Below are 20,907 nucleotides of genomic sequence, written 5' to 3' on the forward strand. Positions count from 1 at the left end.
GAGGAACGCAGCGTGGAGACGTCGAAGTCTCAGCGGGTGAGGCGGCGGACGGGGGTGCGCGCGGGTGGCGAGATGACGGGGACACCTCCGGTGTACGGGATGAGGGCGCCGCCGCTCAGGAACGCCGTGCCCTGCTGGGCCTCGGGGAAGAACTGCGGTTGACCTTGCGGTGTCGGCGCCCCCGAGAAGAGCCCGAGCCACCAGCTGCGGTTCGCGTCTGCGGTCCCGAGAGTTGGCGCGACACCCATCCCGGAGCGCGCGCTCGGCGCGTTCCCCTGGAGCTCGACGCGCTGTGCGCCGAGGACGAGGGCGCCGGAGTCGGCGGCGACGTACACGCCCCGTGGACCGAATCCGAAGCGGCCGGAGCCGCGTCCTTCGTAGGTCCCCTGGCTGGACCCGACGCTCATCGAGGCGGAGCTCGCGGCCGGCCCACGGAACTCGACGATGCCGCCGGCCGTGAGGCTCGTGGGCCCGCCAGACCCGCCGACCGTCACGCGACAGTCGGGCTGAACGGTGACGGCGACGCGCCCGCCGACGCGCACCTGCCCTCCGTTGCGGCAGACCACCAGGACGTGCGTCTCGGGGATCACACGCTCGCCCGCGTGGAGCGGTCGCCCCGACCACATCTCGGCCCCGGCTGGGCTCCCTTCGCGCCGTGACGCCGAGACCACCGTCGCGACGACCTCGCGCGAGTCGTTCGCCGCGGCGACGTATTGCATGTGGTCGAGCGGGGTCGCCGTGCCGCTCAGCGTGGGCTGCGCGTCGGCCGCCGTCTGCGTGGGGCTGCGCCTGTCGCGCGAGGAGGTGTTGCCCTGGATGGTCACGACCCGATGAAAGTCGGGGAGCTCGCGCCGCAGGTAGGTGACGCGCTGGTTGGTGTTGTGGTTGGTGACCTCGAGGTTCGAGTACGCCGTGCTCGTGACGACGTGCGTACGGTCGCCGTCGCGCCGGATCACCAGAGAGATGCTGTCGTTGCTGACTGGCGGTTCGTCGCGATGAAAGAGGTCGACGGTGACGAAGCCGAACCGGACGCGGAGCGGGACCGCCGTGAGGGTCCCCTCGACCACTAGGCTCGCCTCGGCGTTCATCGAGATCTCACCGTAGGTGTCGCCGCTGAAGCGGATCTCGCGGAGGCCAGTCGCGCGCACACGCCCGTAGGGCGTGGAGAACACGGCGGCGCTCGGCGTGGACCAGCGGTACCACGCGTCCCGAACGATCTCGGTGGCGGGGGCCCCTTCGGCGGTGGCCGTTCCGGTGGCGGCCGTGACCGTGGGTCTGGACGTGCTCCAGTTGAACGCGCGCCGCGTGACGGTTGGCTGTGCGCGGACGCTCGGGGCGATGAGCGCCCCCGCGCCGAGCAACGCGCAGAGGGAGACCAACGCGAGAAAACGCTGCGACGCGCGAGCGCCACGAACTGGAGTGAAGTCACGAGACGTCATGGTCCCGTAGCTACGACGCCGGGCGGCCCGATGTTCAGGCGGTTCGCGCAGACTTTCTTGCAGAACGCGCAGCGCGCAGGAGCCTGCCGGGCGACTGGTCGAACCACCTCAGGCAGCAGCGATGGAGGGACGATACATCGTCGAAACCGAGCGAGGCGGCGATCGATTCCAAGGTCGCCGTGGGGTCGCGGAAGAGTCGCTCCGCGCGTGCGCGGCGGACTACGTCACGAACATCGCGAAACGAGCAACCTTCGGCGCGCAGCGTGTCCTGGAGCGAACGCGTGGACACCGCGAGGTCACTCGCCACGCCCTCGATGCTCACAGGCAGCCCGGCGTCGAGTCGATGGGCGACTGCACGACTGGCGCGCTCGCGGACGGGCTCCCGTGCGTCGCTGCGACGGAGCAGCGCATCGACCTCGCGCTCGAGGACGCGCAGGAGGCCAGGGTCGGCGTGCACGTTCGGCAGCGCGAGCCAGGCCGCGGGAAAGTGGACGACAGCGCGTGGTGCCGAGAAGCGTGGCGTGACACCGAAGAACGCCTCGAGAGCGTGCGCGTGGGCGCGCGATGGAGTCGGCCCGATCAGCTCGACGCGCGTCGGCACGAGGGCGGTTCCCGCGAGCGCGCGCACGTTGTGCACGACCGTGGCGACGCAGTACTCGGCGTAGGCGTCAGCGGCACGGCTGGTGTCGACGAGGTTGCAGCACGACGCGACGGCCCGAGAGCCTTGGACGTCCAACGTGGGTCGAGAGAGCAGCGGTAGCGTGCAAGCGATGGAGAACGCCGCGCGCATCGCGTCGCCGACCGTCGCGTGGGACGCATAGTAGTACGCGAGCGCATCGTAGTTCGCGCGCGCGAAGCCGGCACCCGCCGCGAGCGCGAGGCCCTCGTTTCCCGCGCCCTCGAGGAGCGCTTCGAGGCAGCCGAGGAACAACGCGCTGGGTCCCATGGCGGGCGGCTCGGAGAGGCGCTTCCGGTCCATCCCCCGCGCTCCGAGCAAGGCATCCACTCCCGCGCCCGTCGGGTTGAACGCGGCGACGAAGTCGGCGAGCGGCGAGAGCGACACGAGGTCGGTTCGCTGCGAGGGCGCGGGCATTGGGTCGAGGGTCGCACGATGGGGACCGACAGGCTACGGGGAACGCCGCGAGCGCTGACCGTGCGACCCTATGGGCGCGTCTCGGTGCAGCGACCCACGTCGCACGTGCACGTCGTCACGCAGTTGGTGGGCTCCCCGCAGTCGACGCCGCCGTCCGTGGCGGTGCACGCCGGTGTGTCGCAGGTCACGGTGCAGGTGGGGCTGTCGCAGTCGAGCTCGCACTCGGCCGTCTGACACTCGATGTATGGGCCATCGAAGCAATTGATTTCGCACTGTGGCCGCGTGCACTCGATGCCCCAGCGGGCGGTGCCCGCGTCGGCGTCGCACGCCATGCCGACCGCGTCGAGGACCGGCCGGAGGACGCTGCCGCCCGTCGGACACGAAACCACGCCCGCGTCCGGCACGCCCGCGTCGGCGTCGAGCGCGACCCACGTACACGTGACGGGTTGGCAGGTGGTCGTGCAGAACGCGTCGCGGCGCTCGCAGCGGAAGGCCGCGGCGCACTCGGTGACGTCGTTGCAGCGCGTCGAGCAGGCTGCCTCGTCACAGCTCGCCGCGCAGTCGGGGCACGCCGAGTCGACACACTGTCCGTCGTCGCAGGACACGGCGCAGCGCGGCGGAGAACACGTCGCGGAGCACGTGGGACCCGCGTAGGTGCAGGTCGCGGGGGCCAGGTCGGCGCACGTGCAGCTGGGCGCATCGCACTCCCAGGTGCAGCTCTCGGGGTCGCTCCCGCTACACACCAGGCTACACGTGCCGGTGTCCAAGGCATCGCACGTGGCGTCGCAGGTGGTGCCTGTGCAATCGACGGCGTTGGGGTCCACCGAGGCCTGACACGTCGCGGGGGGTCCGAGATCGACGGGTCCTTCGTCGACGCCTTGGTCGGCGCTGACGGTGCCCATGTCGACGACGTCGCCGTCCAGCCCCACGTCCAATCCACCATCCAGCCCACCGTCCACGGCCCCGTTGGCGTCGGCCGCTCCTGCGTCGTCGGACGTGCCCCCGCTCGACTGGCAGCCGAAGGCCATGAGGCTGGTGAGGAGCGTGACGAGGAGCAACGCGGCCACCGAGAACGTGGGAGACAGCTCGGACGAGGACGCTCCCGACGAGCGGCTGAGGTACGTGACGGCGCGCGGAATCATGCGCGGCATTAGCACGCCCCGCGCGGGAGTCACCCGAACGCCGCGCGGCTCCGGCTTCGCGCGCCCCACCGGCTTCCGCGATCATGAGCAACTACTGTACGTTCGAAGCACAACCATGAACAACGCTCAGCCTTTGGAGCTCATCCAGCACATCGACCTCAACCTGTTCCGGGTGTTCGACGTGGTGATGGAGGAGCGAAACCTCACGCGCGCGGCGAAGCGCCTCGCCGTGAGCCAGTCCGCCATCAGCCACGCACTGAACCGACTCCGCGAGCAGGTAGGCGACCCCCTCTTCGAGCGCAGCGGTCGCGGCGTGGACCCGACGCCCCTCGCCGAACGCATGGCCCCCGACGTGCGCGACGCGCTCGACGCGCTCACCCGCGGGGTGCAGCGCTCCCGCTCGTTCGACCCGACCACCGACCTCGGGCGCGTGGTGGTCTGCATGCCCGACGTGGTCGAGCCCCTGCTGCTGCTCCAGATCCACCGCGCGCTGCCAGACGTGCCCATCGTCAGCGCGCGCCTACGCCGCGACACGCTCGAGGCGGATCTCGCCGCGCGCCGTGTGGACCTCGCCATCGACGTGCCGAGGCGCACCTCGCTCCACCAACAGCCCTTGCTCTCGGACCAGCTCTGCGTGCTGAGCACCTCGAGCAAGCCCATCAGCGCGCGTGCCTATCACAACGCGCGCCACGTCGCGGTCTCCTCGCGGCCGTACGGCGACACGTTCGAAGACCTCGCGCTCCGCGGGGTCGGCGTGCAGCGACACATCGCCGTGCGTTGCCAGACCTATGGCGCAGCGGCGCGCATCATCGCGGAGGCGCGCGAAGAGACACGGCCCATCTTGCTCAGCATGGCCGAGCGTCAGGCTGGCGCGACGGCTTCCCTGTCGGCGCTTCGGCGCCACCCCTTCCCGTTCTCGCTGCCGCCCTTCTCGCTCCAGCTCTACTGGCACCCGCGCTACGACGACGACGAGCGGCTGACGTGGCTGCGGCGCAAGGTCATGGCGCTCGCGGAAGACATCCCGCTGACATAGTGAACGGCGCTCATATCACGGGATGAACAATCATCATTGGACTCATGAATGAGAGAGACGTCATCCTCTCGTCCATGATCCCCGAGCAAAGCCAGCGCTCCGTGACGCTCCAGCGAGCCGTCCGGAAGTTCATCAAGGACCACATCACGCCGGTGGAGGAGTCGATCCTGCGCGACGGTAGGACGCGGAACGCGGGGGGCGACCACACCACGTGGACGGTGGACCCGCGCATCGAGGAGCTGAAGTCGAAGGCACGGGCGGAGGGGCTCTGGAACCTCTTCTTGCCGGACCCGGCGCATGGCGCGGGACTGACGACGCTCGAGTACGCGCCCATCGCGGAAGAGATGGGCCGCAGCTTCATCGCGTCGGAGATCTTCAACTGCAACGCCCCCGACACGGGGAACATGGAGGTGCTGCACCTGTTCGGGACCGAGGCCCAGAAGGAGCGCTGGCTGAAGCCGCTGCTCGCTGGGGAGATCCGCAGCTGCTTCGCCATGACGGAGCCGGACGTCGCCTCCTCCGACGCCACCAACATGGCGGCCACGGCCATCATCGAGGGGGACGAGGTCGTGCTCAACGGCAAGAAGTGGTGGACCACGGGGCTCGGTCATCCGCGCCTCGGGGTCGGCATCTTCATGGGGCGCACGCCGAACGAGGCGGGCTCGCGTCATCAACAGCACTCGATGGTGCTCGTCCCGATGGACACGCCGGGCGTCGAGGTCCAGCGCATGCTCACCGTGTTCGGCGACCACGACGCGCCCAGTGGCCACGGCGAGGTGCACTTCAACGACGTCCGCCTGCCCCTCTCGGCGTTCATCGCTGGGCCCGGTCGCGGCTTCGAGATCGCGCAGGCGCGGCTGGGCCCTGGGCGCATCCACCACTGCATGCGCGCCATCGGCGGCGCCGAGCGGGCGCTCGAGCTGATGATCGACCGTGGCCTCTCGCGCGTCGCGTTCGGCAAGCCCATCATCCATCTGGGCGGCAACCGTGAGCGCATCGCGCACGCGCGCATCCGCATCGACCAGGCGCGCCTGCTCACGCTGCTGGCAGCCCACAAGATCGACACGGTCGGGGCGCTCGCCGCGATGGCCGAGATCGCGGCCATCAAGGTCGTCGCGCCGAATGTGCTGCAAGACCTGTGTGACCAGGCGATCCAGATGCACGGCGGCGCCGGCGTCTCCCAGGACACCCCGCTCGCTGCGCTGTACGCGGCGGCCCGCACGCTGCGCCTCGCGGATGGGCCGGACGAGGTGCACCTCGGGCTCGTCGCGCGCCTCGAGCTCGCCAAAGCCAAAGCGCGCAGGTAGCTCGTACGCGGGACCGCTGGGCGTCCGAGACTGCGGGACAACGCGCAGAACCTCGCGCTTCCCGCCCGTTCGCCTGGGACGGACGTTGTGGTAACTGGGCGGTAGTCCCGTGCTGCCATCGTTCTGCCAGACGCCGCCCTTTGGGCTGACCCACATGGTCACGTGGCTGCTGACAGCGGGTGACCCCACGTTGCTCGGCTGGGGCACGACCGTCGCGTACTTGGCCGCCGTTGTCGTGCTCCTCTTGGCATTTCGGCGACGACGCGGCGCGCAGACCCCGGGAGCCCCGGCTTGGGTCTACCTCGCGACGGCCACGCTCATGCTGCTGTTGGGGGTGAACAAGGAGCTGGATCTCCACGCGTCGATCGAGACCATCGGGCGCCAGCTGGCGCTCGAGCAAGGTTGGTACGAACAACGCCGGTTCGTGCAGCGCGTGTTCGTCTTGGCCTTGCTGGGCATCACGGCGGCTGGCTGCGTCATGGGCGCGCTCCTCCTGCGGCGGGCCTGGCGCAGCCTCTGGCTCATGGCGCTGGGCGTGGGGCTGGTCGGGGCGTATGCGCTCGTCAGAGCAGCCTACTTCCACCACGTCGACCTGCTCGGCGCCGCGCGGGTCGGCGCGTCCCCCGCGAGCTTCGTGATCGAGCTCGTGGGGATCGCCTGCGTGGGCATCGCTGCAGCGCGCGCGGCGTGGAGCGGGGCCTCGGTCGCGGGACCCCCGGAGGACCCCGGCTGCTAGACCCCGTCCGCTCCTGGGTGCGCGATGCGCCAGCGTCGCCACATGGCCCCGGGGACCGTCTCAGCACCTGCACATCGGCGGCCCGGCCCGAAGCAGCTCGGGTTGCGCGCGGGCGTCCGCTTCTGGCCGAGCTTGTGGCCGGTCGGGGACGGACTCCGGTGGGCGCCCTCACCTATCGTGGTGGGGAAGGAGTCCGCCCATGGTCCGCTACCAACCTCCCCTCCCGTCTACCGGCCGCCGCCGCGCCATCTACGCCGCCGGGCTCACGTTCGGTGTGTTGGGGGTCGTGATCTGCATCGTCGGGGTGAACCTGGGCCTGCTGCCCCCCACGCCCACCGACCAATACATGACGCTGTTGATGCTGCCCGCCCTGTTCACGCCGTGGGCGGCCATGCTCGACAACCCCGGCGAGACACGCACGCGCGTCCAGCGCCTGGCCGAATTCTCCTTCTGCTGGTTGGTGCTGTCCGGCATCGCGCAGACGTTCTGGGAGCTGCCGTGGTTCTTCCTCGACATGAGCGGGCTGATCCACGGCGTCGGGCCCGACGATCACTGGGCGTGGATGTGGTGGACCTACGGCGGCGCAGACACGCGCTACATCAGCTCGAACCCGACCATCGCGGGGGTGGAGTTCGCCGCAGGGTTGGCCGGCCCGTTCGAGCTGCTGGCCGCCTACTGGTTCAAGACGGGCAAGCGCGTCGCTGCGAACTGGCTCGCGCTCGGCCTGGGTGTCGGGCTCACCTGGGGCACCATCATCTTCTTCTACGCGGAGATCCACGTGGGCCTCGTCAACGTCGCGCAGGGGTCGTTCGGCATCTGGGCCAAGTGGTTCGGACTGAACCTGCCGTGGGCGCTGGCGCCCTTCTGGTTCATCCCGGGCTCCATCCTCGAGCTACGCGAGCTGTACATGGACGAGGGCGCTCAGCTGGCCCTCGCGTCGCGCGCGGAGGCGTCCGGGAGCACCGAGGTGTCCGCCGCCGCCGAGTGACGGCGCACGCGGTACGCTCCCGAGATGAGCCGCTCGCCACGCATCCCCACGCTCTCGGCACGCCTCGCGTTGCCGCTGGTGGTGGAGCTGGACCGGCGGGGCGCACGGACCGACGAGGTGCTCGCCAGGGTCGGGCTCGAGCGCGCGCGGCTGGGCCTCTTGGTGGGCCGAGTGCCACTCGACCTGTGGACCGAGCTGTGCCGCCGCGGCGCCGACGCGTGCGGTGATCCGGGCTTCGCGCTCGACGCCGCGCTGAACATCGACCGCAGCGCGTTCCCGCTCGAGTTCTACCTCGTCAGCTCCCAGCTGGACGTGCTGCGCGGCATGGAGTTCGCGGCACCCTTCGTCGGGTCCGTGGTGGACGGCTTCGAGACGCGCGTCGAGATGACGCACGCGGGCGCGTCGGCGCACTTTCTGTTGGACGGCGAGACGCTGGGCCCGCCGCTCTTCGCCGAGTATTTCCTCGCCACCCTGTGGGGCTTCGTGCGGTCGATCGTGCCCAGCTCTCCGCCGGCCCGTGCCGTCACGTTCACCCACGAGCAGGCGCTGCACGGGCGCGCGCTGGACACCGTGTTCGACACGCAGGTGCGCTTCGGTCAGGCGCACGTGGGCTTCACCTTCGACGTCGCGAACGTGCAGATCCCCATCCCTGGCGCCGACCCGGAGCTCGGGCGCTTGCTGGCGGCGCAGGCGCTGTCGTTGGTGCGCGCGAACGCGGACATCGCGCTCAAGAGCCGGGTGCGACACTGGCTGTCAGGCCACTTGAGCGAAGGGGGCGCCGTGGGACAGCGCGTCGCCGAGGCACTGCGCATGAGCGAGCGCAGCCTGCGCCGGCGGCTGTCCGAGGAGGGCACCAGCATGCGCGAGCTCGTGGACGAGGCGCGGCACGAGCAGGCGCTGCGCCTGATGGCTGCGCGTCCCCACAACGTGGAAGCCGTGGCGGCCGAGCTGGGCTTCGCCACGGGCAGCGCGTTCGCCCGGGCGTTCCGGCGCTGGACAGGGCGGTCGCCGACCGAGCACCAGCGCGACGACGAGCACGGGCCACCAGACACCTGACACCGAGGGCGGGACATGTCGTGCGGCCCTTGCCAGGGACACATGCCCCCCCATACGATGGGGACATGCTGCCCCATGCCCACTGAGTTCGAAATCCTGAGTCCCACGCGCGCGCTCGTCGTCTACGCCGGCGACATCAGCGACGCCGATGTCGAGACGGCGCAGACACGTGGGATGGATTTCCTGCGGGACGTGCGGAACCGCGGGGAGCGCGCCGTGATGATGATCGACGGCTCCACGTCGAACGGCGTCAGCGCCAAGCAGCGGCGCAAGATGGCGGAGTTCAACGACGCCAACACGAGCCTGCTGGCCGCGGCTTGCGAGGCGCAGGCGCTGGTACTGAGCAGCACCGTGCAGCGTGGCGTGCTAACCGCGGTGCTCTGGATCTGGAAGCCACCCATGACGCTCAAGCCGTTCGCGACGCGGGCCGAGGCCTCGGCCTGGCTCGACACCATCGAGCAACAGCGCTTGGCCAGGAGCGCCTGAGCCCCGTGCGCCGGCGTCAGGTCTCGCAGGGAAGACGCTCTGGTAGCGACGCCGCTGGGTGCGGGTAGCGTGTGGCCATCGCTCGTGTCGGCGGGCGGCGCGGTGGGCTCGAGCGTACAACTGGCGCATGAATCCCTACTGGACCACTGGTGTCCTGCTCGTGTGCAGCAACGTCTTCATGACCTTTGCGTGGTACGCGCATCTCAAGAACATGGCGCAGCAGCCGTGGGTGCTCGCCGCGCTCGCGTCGTGGGGCATCGCCCTGTTCGAGTATCTGCTCCAGGTGCCAGCGAACCGCGTGGGGCACAGCGTGATGAGCGTGGGGCAGCTGAAGATCCTGCAGGAGGTGATCACGCTCCTCGTGTTCGCGCCGTTCTCCATCCTGTATCTGAAGGAGAAGCTCACGCTGGACTACCTGTGGGCTGGGCTCTGCATCCTCGGCGCGGTGTTCTTCATCTTTCGCAGCAAGCTCATGTGAGATCCACGTGAGGATGGCGGGTCCAGGCGGAGTACCCCTGAGCGGAGCGCCCTCGTAGACTGCGCGTGATGCTCTCCTACCGTATCGGGTCACTCGCCGCGCTCGCGGTCACCCTCCTCCCTCTCGTCGCGCAGGCTCAGTCCGGGCCAGCCGTCCCGTCCCCGATGGTCCAGCCCGACCCCCCAGTGACGGCGCTCGGCGGCACCCTGCGGGCGCGCGAGGTGCGGGACCTCCGGGACGGTCGCGAGACGTTGAACATCCGCTACCCGGTAGTGGACCGCGGCGACGCCGCCGCCACGGCGGACCTCACCGCGCGCATCCAAGCCGAGGTGTTCCGCACCGGCATGGGTAGCTTCGGATACTCCCGGGGTCGTTGCCGCGCCACGCTCGCGACCGAGGCGCTGGTGTCCGTCCTCTGCGAGTACACGACGGCGGGTGAGCGTGGTTCGCCGCCGCACGCCGAGGCGGCCGCGTTCACGTTCAGGCTCCGCGCCGGGTCCGCGCGACGCGTGTCGATGGCCGAGGTGTTCGTCGATGGTGCGCGCATTCACGACGCGGTGTGCGCCAAGGCCATGGGGCGCGTCCGGCGCGCCGGAGACCCGTTCTGCTTTGGCGTGGCGGTGGCCTTCGGTCCGCGCGGCGTGGTGGCGCGCTGGGCGCCCGACCGTGGCCGCGCGCGCAACGTCGAGGTGCCCTACGCGGAGCTGGCCCCCTACATCCGCGCCGATGGCCCCTTGGCGTTTGCGAGCGGCCCAGCGCCCGCCGTGCCGACTCCCGCCACGGAAGCCGCCACCCCGCAGCCCGCCACCACGCCGCTCACTTGCGCCTACTTCGGAGGCCCGATGACCGCGGAGGCGCTCGGCCGAGCGGCAGCGAACGTCGACCTGGTGCGCGTCTACATCAAGCTGGACCCCCTGCCCGACGGCCGCTTCCGCTTCGCTGCGCGCGTGAACTCGCCGCTCTCTCCGGCCGAGCAAGCGCGCTACGTGAGCGCGTTCGGGCCGCGCACCGACGGGCCCTGCCCGTTCCTCCCGGTGCACCTCTCACGGTCGATGACCACGGGTGAAGCCACGCTGCGCGCGACGCCGGGGGGCGCCGTGGTGGGAACGGTCCCCAGCGGGGCAACGGTGGTGCAGTTCGATGGCGTGGTCCTCGGACACGAGAGTCACCGCGCCGCCAAGCCCCCGGGTCTGACGCGCTTCGTCGTCGGACCGGACGCCGCGGGGTTCAGCGCGGAGCCCGTGTTCCGCGGATACTGATGGGCGCGCCATGCCGTGCCGTGTGGCCCCTTGGCGGCGTCCGCGCCGTCGTCAGCGTCGAGGTGTCCCTCCTCGTCGTCATCACGGTCGTCGCCTTCGCACCTGCCGGCTGTGGTCATGGGGTCCCCAGCGAGACTCCCCGCGTCGCGGCCGGCGACGACGGCCCCCTCGGTGCGCTCGGCGCCCCGTCCCAGGAGGTCGCGGGGGCGTGGCTCACGCACGAGACCCGGTGTGATGGCTGTCACCCGCAGCACGCGCGTGAGCACGTACGGAGCGCCCACGGCCGCGCGTTCACCCACCCTGTCTTTCGCGCCGAGTACGCGCGCACCTCGTCTCCCGCGTGTGCTCGTTGCCACGCGCCCCTTGCCGTGCCCGAGGCGCCGTCCGTCGGGACCGAGCGCGGCATCGGCTGCACGGTGTGCCATGCCGTTGCGGCTCGGCGAGACGAGATGGACCCGACGTCGTGCATCGTCGCCGCGGAGGCCACGCCACGAGCGGGGTGCGCGACGTGCCACGAGTTCCCGAGTGAGTGGCTGGAGACCCCGGGGGAGTACGCGCCAGGGCAGCTCTTGCAGCGAACGGTGTTGGAGCACGCCCAGAGCAGCGCGTACGCGACCGGCTCAGGCTGTGTGGACTGTCACGCGCCCCCCGCGACACGCGCCGACGGGACCCTCGCGGGCTACACGTCGCACGCGTGGCTCGGGGGGCGGGACGTTCGCACCCTGCGCGCCTCGTTCGAGCTGCAGGCCGTCACCACGCGCGACGGCGACGAGGTGCGGGTGACGCTGCGCATGCGCTCGCGCGCGGGGCACTCCGTCCCGACGGGTGACGTCTACCGCGCGCTCGTCGTGGAGGTCGCCGACGCAGACCGCACGACAGGTACGGACGGTACGGTTCGGAGCGACCTCACGCAGCTGGAGCGACAGTTCGAAGAGACGCCGCTCGGCCTACGCGAAGTGGGCGACACCCGCCTCCCCGCCGATGGAACACCACGGGAGTTCGTGCTGACCTTGCCGCGCGACGTCGAGCGCGTGCGCGTGGTGGTGGAGTGGCAGGCGCTGCGGCCGAGCGTGGCACGCGCGCGGGGGCTGTCCGAAGACGATGTCCGTGTGGTCGCGCTGGACGACATCATGAGCGTGCCCGACACGGTCACCTGGTAGTCAGCCGAGCGTCCTCTCGTCGCCTGCGGCGCGCACCTCCTCCGCGAGATGGTGCTCCTGATGACCCTCGTGCGGGTGCTCGATCTCCGGCTGCGCGAGGTGCGCGGCCACCTGGACGCCCCCGGTCGCGTGGAGCGCAGCGACGTCGGCGGCCGCCTCGAACAGCCCCGTGAGCTTCCTACGGTGCGAGAGCACCAGGCGCTTGCTGAAAGGCCGAAGCCCCAACAGCGCGACGAAGACACTGAGCGGCGCAGCCACCGCCCACGTGAGTGGCGACGCACCGAGCTCTCGGAGCAACGGCAGCGTGACCCCCAGCGGAACCAGCGAGAGCGCGACGTGGAGCAACGCGATGCCGCGGTGGGTGGTCGCCACGCACAGCTCCGAGGCGAGGGGACCACGAGCGCGCAGCGTCAGCTGCCCATCGACGCCGTCGATCGCCAGCAGACCATCACGCCACGTCTCGGTCACGCCGTGCTCGTGCGGGAGGTGCTGCGCGTAGAGTCGCCGCAGCGCCTCGATGCCAGCGCCCGAGACGTTGAACGGGAGCACACGCCGGAGGCGCGTGTGCGTGGGCGCGCCGGTAATCAGGCTGATGGGCGCCGCGCCAGGCTCGTCTGTAGGCGCAGGCCCGACGTCCCCGCGCAGACGCGCGACCGTCGACTGTGCCGTCGCGAGCCGTTGCTCGACTTGCGCCAAGCGCGCTTCCACCGTCTCGCGATCGTCGCGGTAGCGGGACACCCGCCGAGGCTAGCATGGGCACGTGTCGCCACGCAGGACGTGCTCCCCGGCGCACGCAGCCCTACGAGCGGGCCCAACAGTCCACGCAGCGCTACTCGGCGCCGCGGCGGCTCGGCGTGTAGCGCGCCCGCAGTTCGGCCGTTCCGTCCACGCAGCCGTCGCGCTGCGCGGCGACCCGCGCGGTGGCGGCCTCGGCGTCGTGGAAGGCGCGCTCGAGCCGCGCCAGCTGCTCGGGTGGCGTCGTCTCGTCCGGAGGACCGAGGCTGCGGATGAGCGCCTGCTGCACGTCCGCTTCGAGCAGCGCCGCGTGCAGCTCGGCGCAGGCGTCGCGCACCGCGATCAGTGCTTCGCCGCGCAGGGGCAGGCGCCGGAGGACCTCCACGCGCTCCATGCGCGCCTCGAAGGCCTGCTCGGGCACGCCCTCCACCGCGGCCACGCGGTCGAGCAACAGGCGTGCGTCGTTGGCCTCGGCGTCGTCGCCGCCACTGCAGCCCGCGCTCGACGTGAGCAGCAAGAGAGCGAGGAGCATGAGCGCCGCGAACAGCGTGGTGGTGCCGGCCGTCCAGGGCTCCCCCAGTCGCCCGCGCGGCGGCTCGTGGTTGCGCCGCAGCGACGCCAACAGCCCCGCGCGTGCCCGTAGCGCGAAACCCCACGCGCGCTCGCGCGTCCAGCCGGAGAGCGCGTAGGTCTCGGCCACGAAGCGCTTTAGAACCACCCGGTACACGTAGTCCGTGTCGAGGTTGATGGCGGGCAGCTCGGGCGGGTAGACGCGCAGCTTGAGCAGCGTGATGAACGCCAGCCCCGCGAAGAACAGCAGCTGCAGCATGGTCAGCACGTGCGTGGTCTCGTACGCGTGGTACTGCGCGGCCGCCTGCGGGAACGGCAGGAGCGCGTAGAGCGCGCTGGGGAAGACGCCGATGCCGACGCACAGCGCGGCGGCCAGGCCCATGGCGAGCAGCATGTGCTTGGGGGCCTCGGGCACCTTCCAGCCCTGGTCGTGCGCGAAGAACGTGAAGAAGGGGATCTTGATGCCCGAGTGATCGCACACGCCGGCGGACGCGAAGAGCAGCACGCCGAAGATGACCAGCAGGTGCGCCTCGCCCACGGCGCTGACGATCATCGACTTGGTGACGAACCCGCTCAGGCCCGGGAAGGCCGAGATGGAGAGGGCGCCGATGATGCAGAACGCCGTGGTGAGTGGCATGGACTTGTGCAGCCCGCCCAGCTCGGAGGCCTTGATGGTGCCGGTGCGGTAGAGCACGGCGCCCATGCTCATCAGCAGCAGGCCCTTGTAGAGGATGTGCGCGAACGCATGCGCAGCGGCGCCGTTGATGGCCAGCTCGGTGCCGACCCCGATGCCGACGACCATGTAGCCCAGCTGGTTGTTCAGCGAGTAGGCCAGCACGCGACGCAGATCGTTCTCGATGACCGCGAAGAAGATGGGGAAGGCCGTCATGCAGGCGCCGACGGGGATGAGCAGGTCGGTGCCCGCGAAGCCGCGCGCCAGCGCGTAGATGGCCAGCTTGGTGGTGAACGAGGCGAGCACCACCGTGCCGCTGACGCTGGCCTCGGGGTACGCATCCTGCACCCAGTTGTGCAGCAGCGGGAAGGCGGCCTTGATGCCGAAGGCGAGCAGGATGAAGTACGCCCCGGGCGCCTGGTCCAGGTCCATGCGCCCGAAGTGGAGCGATCGCGTGCCGTGGTAGTAGATGAGCGTCCCTGCCAGCAGGAGCACGCCCGAGCCGACCTGGATGACCAGGTAGCGCATGCTCACGCGGAACACGCGCTCGCGCCGCTCTGGCTCGTCGATGCCTCGCGCGAGGATGAGGAACACCGAGCTGAGCGCCGTGAGCTCCCAGAACAAGAAGAGCGTGATGAGGTCGCCCGCGAACGTGGCGCCGATGGCCGCGCCCGCATACACGAGCGTGGCGACGTGCTCGAGCGAGCGCTTCACGTGGAACGCGTACAGGCAGCACAGGAACGCCGCGATGTGGAAGATGACGCCGAACACGCGGCTCAGCGCGTCCACCCGCACCAGCTCGAGCGTGTAGCCGAAGAGCGTGGCCGTGCTCTGGTGGCCCAGCGAGAACAGCGCGAGGTGCGCCGCGCTCAGCAGCGGCAAGGCCAGCACGTAGGCGCTGCGGGCACGGCCGCGGAAGAGCGGCACGAAGCACGCGCCCAGGATCATGATCGCGCCAGGGAACAGCTGAGTGAGAACGTTCACGACGGGTCCTCCTCGCTGTCCGCGACCGGCTCCGGGGGCTCCGGGTCAGGCAAGGCAGGCTCGGCCCCTGGCACCGAAGGAGCTGGCACGGGCACCGCAGACCCCAGGGCGGCCACCACGGGGCGCTCGTAGAAGTCCTCCGGCCGCATCACCAGCATGCGGAGCACTTTGGCGGAGAGCACCAGGCCCACGTACGACACGAAGCCGATGGCCCCGTACACGCCGATGTACCCCTCGAACCCGAAGTGCGTGTGCCGGTGACCGAGGAACGCGAAGGCCACGTCACCCAGCACCAGCAGGACGCACACGGCGACCACCGCGCGCTGGATGTTCACGGCGTTACGCTCGATGACGCTAGGAGGCGAGGGTTCGCGCGCGCTCATGGGGCCACCACCGGTCGCAGCAGCGCCACGATGTGCTGCGAATAGAAGAAGAGCAGGAGGCAGCCCACCGCCGTGAGGCAGATGGGCACCAGCATGAGCGGCCGCGCCTCGCCGTGCTCGTGAGCATGCGCGTGACCGTGACCGTGACCGTCGTCGTCCCCGCCCGGGTCGACCTCACCGTGCGGTTGCGTGGCACCCGCAGCGTCATGAGCGTGGTCGTCCCCATGCCCCTCAGGCGCGTCGAAGAAGAAGGCGCGCAGCGGGATGGGCAGCAGGTACCCGATGCCGAGCAGCGAGCTGAGCATGAGCACGCCCACCAGCACGGGAGACTGCTCCACCGCCCCGAGCGCCAGCAGCCACTTGCTCCACGAGCCGCCGGTCGGCGGCAGGCCGATGATGGACAGCGCCCCGACGAAGAACGCCGCCATGGTGATGGGCATCTTGCGGCCGAGGCCGTCCAGCTCGCTCACCTCGGTCTTGTGGGCCGTGACGATGATGGCGCCCGCACAGAAGAAGAGCGTGATCTTGCCCATAGCGTGCGCGGCGATGTGGAGCCCACCGCCCACCACCGCGTCGGGCGTGACCATGGCGGCTCCCAGCACGATGTAGGCCAACTGGCTGATAGTGGAGTACGCCAGGCGCGCCTTGAGGTTGTCCTTCGTGAACGCGATCAGTGACGCCAGCAGGATGGTGATGGACGCCATGCCCATCAGCCAGTCCGAGGCGCCCGTGTCGCGCAGCAGGTCCAGGCCGAACACGTAGACCACGATCTTGAGGATGGCGAACACGCCCGCCTTCACGACGGCCACGGCGTGCAAGAGCGCGCTGACCGGCGTGGGAGCGACCATGGCGTTCGGCAGCCAGCGGTGCAGTGGCATGAGCGCGGCCTTGCCGCAGCCGTACACGTACAGGGCGAGCAGCAGCGGCAGCGACGACGTGGCCACGCGCCCGCGCAGGATGCCCCCGGGCACGAAGTCGAGCGTGCCCGTGGCGTAGTACGTGAATGTGATGGCCAGCAGCAGGAAACACACCGAGGTGCCCATCAAGATGCCGAGGTAGATGCGCCCCGCGCGCTGGGCCTCGGGCGTCTGCGCGTGCGTGACCAGCGGGAACGTGGCCAGCGTCAGCACCTCGTAGAACACGAAGAGCGTCCCGAGGTTCCCGGCGAACGCGATGCCGAGCGCCGCGAAGATGGAGAGCGCGAAGCAGACGAAGAAGCGGGTCTGGTGCTGCTCGTGGTGGTCACGAAGATAGCCCGCCGCGTAGGCGCTGGTGATGGGCCACAGGCCCGCCGCCACGAGGGCGTAGAGCATGCCCAGCGGCTCGACGCGGAACATCAGCGGCACACCCGGGAGCATGGCGTGCACCAGCTCGAGCTCCGGCAGGCGGCCCGCGCGCACGTCTGGGTAGAGCGCGGCGACGGCCGCGAAGGTGGCGAGCCCGACGACGCCCGTGGCCGCCTCGCGCGCGTTCTCGCGCTTGCCGAGCGCGGCCACCAACACGGCGCCAACGAGCGGCAGCGCCAGGGCGAGGGCGACACCCGTTGCGTGGCTCATCGCGCGCCTCCGAAGAGCGACTGCGCGGCCGTGGCCACGTAGGCCGACGGCAGCTCCGAGAACACGCCGAGCCCGACGGTGACGACCAGCAAGAGCGCGGCCGGGACCCACGAGCCCCAGTCCGGACGCTCACGCACCAGCGGCGCGGCGTTGGGCGAGGGCGCGCGGAAGTAGAGCACCTCGACCACACGGAAGACGTACACCACCGCCAGCATGGAGCTGGCCAGCACCGCGAAGGCCAGCCACGGCTTGCCGTCCGCGAGCGCCGCCTCCAGCAAGGCCCACTTGCTCACGAAGCCGACGGTCCCGGGCACGCCGATGAGCGAGAGCCCACCCACGACGAACCCGAGCGAGAGCAGCGGGAAGCGCTTGCCCAACCCGGCGAGGCCATCGATGCGGTCGTCTCCGACCTGCGCGATGAACGCAGCGGCCACGATGAAGAGCGCGGTCTTGGTGACCGCGTGCGCGCCGAGATGCAGCAGGCCCGCCTCGAGCCCGGCCTGCGTGCCGAGCGACAGCGCGAGGGTCAGGTAGCCCACCTGGCCGATGGACGAGTAGGCCAGCAGCCGCCGCAGGCTGGGCTGGTAGCAGGCCGAGAGCGAGCCCGCGAACATGGCCACCAGCGACAGCGGCAGGAGCACCGCGCCCAGCTGCAGCGTGTGGAACACGTAGGCCACGCCGAAGAACGACACGACGACGCGGATGAGCTGGAAGTACATCACCTTGGTGGCCGTGCCCGCGAGGAACGACGACACCGCGTGTGGCGCCTGCGAGTAGGCGCCCGGGAGCCACTGGTGGAGCGGGAACACGGCCAGCTTGATGCCGAGGCCCACCGCGAGGAACGCGAACGCTACGTGCACCGTGCGCAGCTGCTCCACCTCACGGATGCGCGCGGAGACCGTAGCGGCGTTGAGCGAGCCCGTCATCTGGTACATCAGGCCGATGCCGATGAGCACGAAGGTGCCGCCCAGCGTCCCCAGGAACAGGTAGTTCAACGCCGCCGTGAGCGCGCGCCGCTGCTTGCCCATGGCGACGAGCGTGTACGTGGAGAGCGACGAGATCTCGAGGAACACGAACACGTTGAACGCGTCCCCCGTGACCACCATACCCATGAGCCCCGCCACGCACATGAGGAACGCGGCGTAGAAGAACATCTCGCGCCCCTCGACGTCTTCGCGCGCGCCGCGCGTGCCGAGGCTGATGGCGAAGGTGGCGATGGTGCTGACGATGGCTGCCACGTACGCCCCCGCGAAGTCCACGCGCAGCTCGATGCCGATGGCGGGCTGCCACCCGCCGAGGGGGTAGCTCACGGCGCCGTCCATCTGCAGCGCGAGGGCCCAGGCGGCGGCCGCGCTGAGGGCGCACGCGGCGGTGGCGATGACACGACTGGCCTTGCGATGCTTGATGAGCACCACGAGCGGCGCCGACAAGAGCGGCACCAGGACCATCAGGATGGGCAGGTGCTCGCTCACGCGGGCTCGTCTCCTTCGGGCGGCGTCGCCGTCATCGCTTCGAACTGCGCGCGCTGCTCCTCGACCTCGCGCCGGTCAAGCTCGGCCACGACGTCCTCCTCGCTCGAGCCATAGGCCTCGCGGATGCGTACGACGAGCGCGAGCCCGACGGCGGTGGTGGCGATGCCGACGACGATGGCGGTCAGCATGAGCACGTGCGGCACGGGGTTGCTGTAGGTGACCAGCGCCTGCGGCGTGCCGTCCTCGAGCACGTAGATGGGCGCCGTGCCGTTCAGCACGCGGCCCATGGACACGTAGAGCATGATGACCGACACCTGAAACAGGCTCAGCCCCATGAGCTTCTTCACGTAGTTGGGCTTGGCGATGACGATGTACAGGCCGACCATCATCAGCACGATGACGGCCCAGTAGTTCCACTGACCCGGCACGCTCATGACGGAACCTCGTCGGGCGCCACGGGTGCGACGGGTGAGAGCTGCGTCACGTCGGCCGCGATGGGCAGACCGTCCACGCTGATGGGGCGCTCCTCGGGCACGAGCGGCACGTCGTCGGGCGCGACGTCGGTCTCGCAGCGGTCCTCGGCCGTGAGGACCACTTGCGGCAGGAGCGAAGGACGCCGCGTGGCGAAGGTGGCGTAGATGATGATCATCACGGCGCTGACCGTGATGCCCACCCCGAGCTCCACGAGGAAGATGCCGTAGTGGTGCCCGTGCGACGGGTGCCCTGGTGTGAACACCCCGTAGGCCAGGAACTGCCCACCCAGCAGCATGGCCGCGACACCCACGCCGCCATAGATGAGCAGGCCCACGGCCATGATGCGCTCGAGGCGCTGCGGCTGGACGTGGCGCACCAGCTCCTGGGGCCCGAACACGAGCCCGAAGAGGATGAAGGCCGTGGCCAAGATGACTCCCGCCTGAAAGCCGCCACCGGGACCGAAGTCGCCGTGCGCCTGCACGTAGAACGCGAAGAGCACGATGTAGGGCAGCATGACCTTCGCGACCGTGCGCACCACGGGCATCTCACGGACGTGCGCGTGGCGCTTGCCGAGCCACACGGAGGGGCGCTCGGGGGAGTCGTCGGTGCCACTGCGCCGGCTGCCCACGAGGAGGAGCACGCTGGTGCCCGCCACGAACACGACCCCGAGCTCACCGAAGGTGTCAGAGCCGCGGTAGCTGGCGAGGATGGAGGTGACCATGTTGGGCAGGCCGATCTCCTGCCACGAGTGGTCGATGTAGTAGCGCGCGATGCCGCCGTGGACGACGGCGTTCGGGTCGCCGAAGGCGGGCATGTCGAACGTGCCGTAGACCAGCGCGCCTCCAGTGAGGACCACCACCAGCAGCGCCGGCCACGCGATCTTCTTCTCGCGGGCCTCCACGTCTTCGGTGAGCGAGAGGGTCGCCAGCATGAGCACCGTGGAGATGCCCGCGCCGACCGCGGCCTCGGTGAAAGCCACGTCGACTGCCTCCATGACGGTGAAGAGGCCCGCGCTGACGAGGCTGAAGATGCCCGTGAGCATGGTGGCGGCGAACAGGTTGCGCTGGCGACCGAGCACGACGGCCGTGACCAGCAGCAGCACGAAGAGCACCGCGGTGATGGCGGTCTCCATCAGGCCGGCTCCTCGTCCGTGTCGGGCGTCGCGTGAGCGGTCTCGTCGGCCCCGGCCGAGCCTGATCCGTCCTCGGTTCCGGGCGCCGGCGGCGAGAGCTCCGTCGCGGCCGCGGGAACGATGAGGCCCGAGTCCGCCGTGGCCAACGTCGGCTCTGGCGGTGGCGGCGGCGCGATGGTCCAGTCCTTCTGGGGGACGTTCTCGATGCGCACACCCTTCGAGTAGGCTGCCTTGGCCAGCGAGTGCGTGGAGACCGCGCTCGAGACCCAAAGAAACGCCACCAGGATGAGCAGCTTGAACGCGACCAGCGGCTCGGCGAAGCACATCAGGCCCAACAGCAGCGCTCCTGCACCGGCCGAGTCCGTCATCCCGGAACCATGGCAGCGCGAGTAGAAGTCCGGCAGCCGCACGACGCCGATGCCGCCGATGACGCAGAAGACGGCGCCCACCACCACGAAGAACGCGCCAATGATCTGCAGGACGTCGCCCACTACGGGTCCTCCATGAAGGAGCCGTACTTGGAGAAGCGCAGCACGGCCAACACCCCGACGAAGTTGCACAGCGCGTACACCATGGCCAGGTCCAGCCACTCGGGGCGCCCATAGAGGAAGCCGGTCACGGCGATGAGGAGCACGGTGGACGTGCCGAACAGGTTGAGCGCGAGGATGCGGTCGTAGGTGGTGGGCCCACGCGCCGCGCGAAAGAGCGCGAGGCACATGGTGATCAGGATGGCCACCGCGGCGAACGACAT

At 70.3% G+C, this 20,907-nt stretch carries 21 protein-coding genes; 9 read left to right on the plus strand and 12 right to left on the minus strand.

Features of this window, described 5'->3' with window-relative positions:
* Positions 1–29: 29 nt before the first annotated feature.
* The 3 genes from H6726_30075 to H6726_30085 form a co-directional block, all read right to left on the minus strand.
* A complete protein-coding gene (locus H6726_30075) occupies positions 30–1,439 on the minus strand; it encodes a hypothetical protein (GenBank protein ID MCB9661926.1) in 1,410 nt (469 codons plus the stop codon).
* A gap of 34 nt (positions 1,440–1,473) precedes the next feature.
* The gene (locus H6726_30080; protein ID MCB9661927.1) at positions 1,474–2,532 is read right to left on the minus strand and encodes an AraC family transcriptional regulator ligand-binding domain-containing protein; all 1,059 of its coding nucleotides are present in this window, start codon (positions 2,530–2,532) and stop codon (positions 1,474–1,476) included.
* Between the two features lie 68 nt (positions 2,533–2,600).
* On the minus strand, positions 2,601–3,674 hold the full coding sequence (locus H6726_30085; GenBank protein ID MCB9661928.1) for a hypothetical protein: 1,074 nt from the start codon (positions 3,672–3,674) through the stop codon (positions 2,601–2,603).
* 115 nt (positions 3,675–3,789) lie between these two features.
* Here H6726_30085 and H6726_30090 point away from each other — a divergent pair, with 115 nt between their 5' ends.
* The 9 genes from H6726_30090 to H6726_30130 all read left to right on the plus strand — a co-directional run bounded on the left by H6726_30090 (position 3,790) and on the right by H6726_30130 (position 12,177).
* Positions 3,790–4,707, plus strand: a complete 918-nt coding sequence (locus H6726_30090) for a LysR family transcriptional regulator (protein ID MCB9661929.1) — start codon at positions 3,790–3,792, stop codon at positions 4,705–4,707.
* A gap of 74 nt (positions 4,708–4,781) precedes the next feature.
* A complete protein-coding gene (locus H6726_30095) occupies positions 4,782–6,014 on the plus strand; it encodes an acyl-CoA dehydrogenase family protein (protein ID MCB9661930.1) in 1,233 nt (410 codons plus the stop codon).
* Between the two features lie 109 nt (positions 6,015–6,123).
* The gene (locus H6726_30100; protein MCB9661931.1) at positions 6,124–6,750 is read left to right on the plus strand and encodes a hypothetical protein; all 627 of its coding nucleotides are present in this window, start codon (positions 6,124–6,126) and stop codon (positions 6,748–6,750) included.
* A 199-nt stretch (positions 6,751–6,949) separates the two neighbouring features.
* Positions 6,950–7,738 carry a hypothetical protein gene (locus tag H6726_30105; GenBank protein MCB9661932.1) on the plus strand — a complete coding sequence of 263 codons (789 nt, stop codon included), beginning with the start codon at positions 6,950–6,952 and terminating at the stop codon, positions 7,736–7,738.
* Between the two features lie 24 nt (positions 7,739–7,762).
* On the plus strand, positions 7,763–8,794 hold the full coding sequence (locus tag H6726_30110; GenBank protein ID MCB9661933.1) for an AraC family transcriptional regulator ligand-binding domain-containing protein: 1,032 nt from the start codon (positions 7,763–7,765) through the stop codon (positions 8,792–8,794).
* 75 nt (positions 8,795–8,869) lie between these two features.
* A complete protein-coding gene (locus tag H6726_30115) occupies positions 8,870–9,280 on the plus strand; it encodes a hypothetical protein (GenBank protein MCB9661934.1) in 411 nt (136 codons plus the stop codon).
* Positions 9,281–9,407: 127 nt separating this feature from the next.
* Entirely contained in the window at positions 9,408–9,758 is a 351-nt protein-coding gene (locus tag H6726_30120; GenBank protein ID MCB9661935.1) for a DMT family protein, read from the plus strand.
* A 68-nt stretch (positions 9,759–9,826) separates the two neighbouring features.
* A complete protein-coding gene (locus H6726_30125; GenBank protein MCB9661936.1) occupies positions 9,827–11,017 on the plus strand; it encodes a hypothetical protein in 1,191 nt (396 codons plus the stop codon).
* A complete protein-coding gene (locus H6726_30130) occupies positions 11,017–12,177 on the plus strand; it encodes a hypothetical protein (GenBank protein MCB9661937.1) in 1,161 nt (386 codons plus the stop codon). The genes H6726_30125 and H6726_30130 overlap by 1 nt, the downstream gene beginning before the upstream one ends.
* On the opposite strand, the gene H6726_30135 is transcribed toward H6726_30130, so the two are convergent.
* From H6726_30135 to H6726_30175, 9 genes are all read right to left on the minus strand, one after another.
* On the minus strand, positions 12,178–12,915 hold the full coding sequence (locus H6726_30135) for a hypothetical protein (GenBank protein MCB9661938.1): 738 nt from the start codon (positions 12,913–12,915) through the stop codon (positions 12,178–12,180).
* 91 nt (positions 12,916–13,006) lie between these two features.
* A complete protein-coding gene (locus H6726_30140) occupies positions 13,007–15,139 on the minus strand; it encodes a Na(+)/H(+) antiporter subunit D (protein ID MCB9661939.1) in 2,133 nt (710 codons plus the stop codon).
* Positions 15,136–15,522: a hypothetical protein gene (locus H6726_30145; protein ID MCB9661940.1), complete on the minus strand. Its 387-nt coding sequence runs from the start codon at positions 15,520–15,522 to the stop codon at positions 15,136–15,138. The genes H6726_30140 and H6726_30145 overlap by 4 nt, the downstream gene beginning before the upstream one ends.
* Entirely contained in the window at positions 15,519–17,078 is a 1,560-nt protein-coding gene (locus H6726_30150) for a monovalent cation/H+ antiporter subunit D family protein (protein ID MCB9661941.1), read from the minus strand. Before H6726_30150 ends, H6726_30145 begins: the two co-directional genes overlap by 4 nt.
* Positions 17,075–18,550 carry a monovalent cation/H+ antiporter subunit D family protein gene (locus H6726_30155; GenBank protein ID MCB9661942.1) on the minus strand — a complete coding sequence of 492 codons (1,476 nt, stop codon included), beginning with the start codon at positions 18,548–18,550 and terminating at the stop codon, positions 17,075–17,077. The genes H6726_30150 and H6726_30155 overlap by 4 nt, the downstream gene beginning before the upstream one ends.
* Positions 18,547–18,984, minus strand: a complete 438-nt coding sequence (locus H6726_30160) for a cation:proton antiporter subunit C (protein ID MCB9661943.1) — start codon at positions 18,982–18,984, stop codon at positions 18,547–18,549. The genes H6726_30155 and H6726_30160 overlap by 4 nt, the downstream gene beginning before the upstream one ends.
* Positions 18,981–20,156, minus strand: a complete 1,176-nt coding sequence (locus H6726_30165) for a DUF4040 domain-containing protein (GenBank protein MCB9661944.1) — start codon at positions 20,154–20,156, stop codon at positions 18,981–18,983. The genes H6726_30160 and H6726_30165 overlap by 4 nt, the downstream gene beginning before the upstream one ends.
* A complete protein-coding gene (locus tag H6726_30170; protein ID MCB9661945.1) occupies positions 20,156–20,647 on the minus strand; it encodes a monovalent cation/H(+) antiporter subunit G in 492 nt (163 codons plus the stop codon). Before H6726_30170 ends, H6726_30165 begins: the two co-directional genes overlap by 1 nt.
* Positions 20,647–20,907 carry a pH regulation protein F gene (locus H6726_30175; GenBank protein MCB9661946.1) on the minus strand — a complete coding sequence of 87 codons (261 nt, stop codon included), beginning with the start codon at positions 20,905–20,907 and terminating at the stop codon, positions 20,647–20,649. The genes H6726_30170 and H6726_30175 overlap by 1 nt, the downstream gene beginning before the upstream one ends.

It is taken from the genome of Sandaracinaceae bacterium, assembly GCA_020633055.1.
In the GTDB taxonomy this organism is placed as follows: domain Bacteria; phylum Myxococcota_A; class Polyangia; order Polyangiales; family Houyiibacteriaceae; genus JADJJE01.

Coding starts and splice junctions, on each gene's coding strand:
- H6726_30075 (MCB9661926.1), bottom strand. CDS start 1,439: ATGACGTCTCGTGACTTCACTCCAGTTCGTGGCGCTCGCGCGTCGCAG.
- H6726_30080 (MCB9661927.1), bottom strand. CDS start 2,532: ATGCCCGCGCCCTCGCAGCGAACCGACCTCGTGTCGCTCTCGCCGCTC.
- H6726_30085 (MCB9661928.1), bottom strand. CDS start 3,674: ATGATTCCGCGCGCCGTCACGTACCTCAGCCGCTCGTCGGGAGCGTCC.
- H6726_30090 (MCB9661929.1), top strand. CDS start 3,790: ATGAACAACGCTCAGCCTTTGGAGCTCATCCAGCACATCGACCTCAAC.
- H6726_30095 (MCB9661930.1), top strand. CDS start 4,782: ATGATCCCCGAGCAAAGCCAGCGCTCCGTGACGCTCCAGCGAGCCGTC.
- H6726_30105 (MCB9661932.1), top strand. CDS start 6,950: ATGGTCCGCTACCAACCTCCCCTCCCGTCTACCGGCCGCCGCCGCGCC.
- H6726_30110 (MCB9661933.1), top strand. CDS start 7,763: ATGAGCCGCTCGCCACGCATCCCCACGCTCTCGGCACGCCTCGCGTTG.
- H6726_30115 (MCB9661934.1), top strand. CDS start 8,870: ATGCCCACTGAGTTCGAAATCCTGAGTCCCACGCGCGCGCTCGTCGTC.
- H6726_30120 (MCB9661935.1), top strand. CDS start 9,408: ATGAATCCCTACTGGACCACTGGTGTCCTGCTCGTGTGCAGCAACGTC.
- H6726_30125 (MCB9661936.1), top strand. CDS start 9,827: ATGCTCTCCTACCGTATCGGGTCACTCGCCGCGCTCGCGGTCACCCTC.
- H6726_30130 (MCB9661937.1), top strand. CDS start 11,017: ATGGGCGCGCCATGCCGTGCCGTGTGGCCCCTTGGCGGCGTCCGCGCC.
- H6726_30145 (MCB9661940.1), bottom strand. CDS start 15,522: ATGAGCGCGCGCGAACCCTCGCCTCCTAGCGTCATCGAGCGTAACGCC.
- H6726_30150 (MCB9661941.1), bottom strand. CDS start 17,078: ATGAGCCACGCAACGGGTGTCGCCCTCGCCCTGGCGCTGCCGCTCGTT.
- H6726_30160 (MCB9661943.1), bottom strand. CDS start 18,984: ATGAGCGTGCCGGGTCAGTGGAACTACTGGGCCGTCATCGTGCTGATG.
- H6726_30165 (MCB9661944.1), bottom strand. CDS start 20,156: ATGGAGACCGCCATCACCGCGGTGCTCTTCGTGCTGCTGCTGGTCACG.
- H6726_30175 (MCB9661946.1), bottom strand. CDS start 20,907: ATGTCGTTCGCCGCGGTGGCCATCCTGATCACCATGTGCCTCGCGCTC.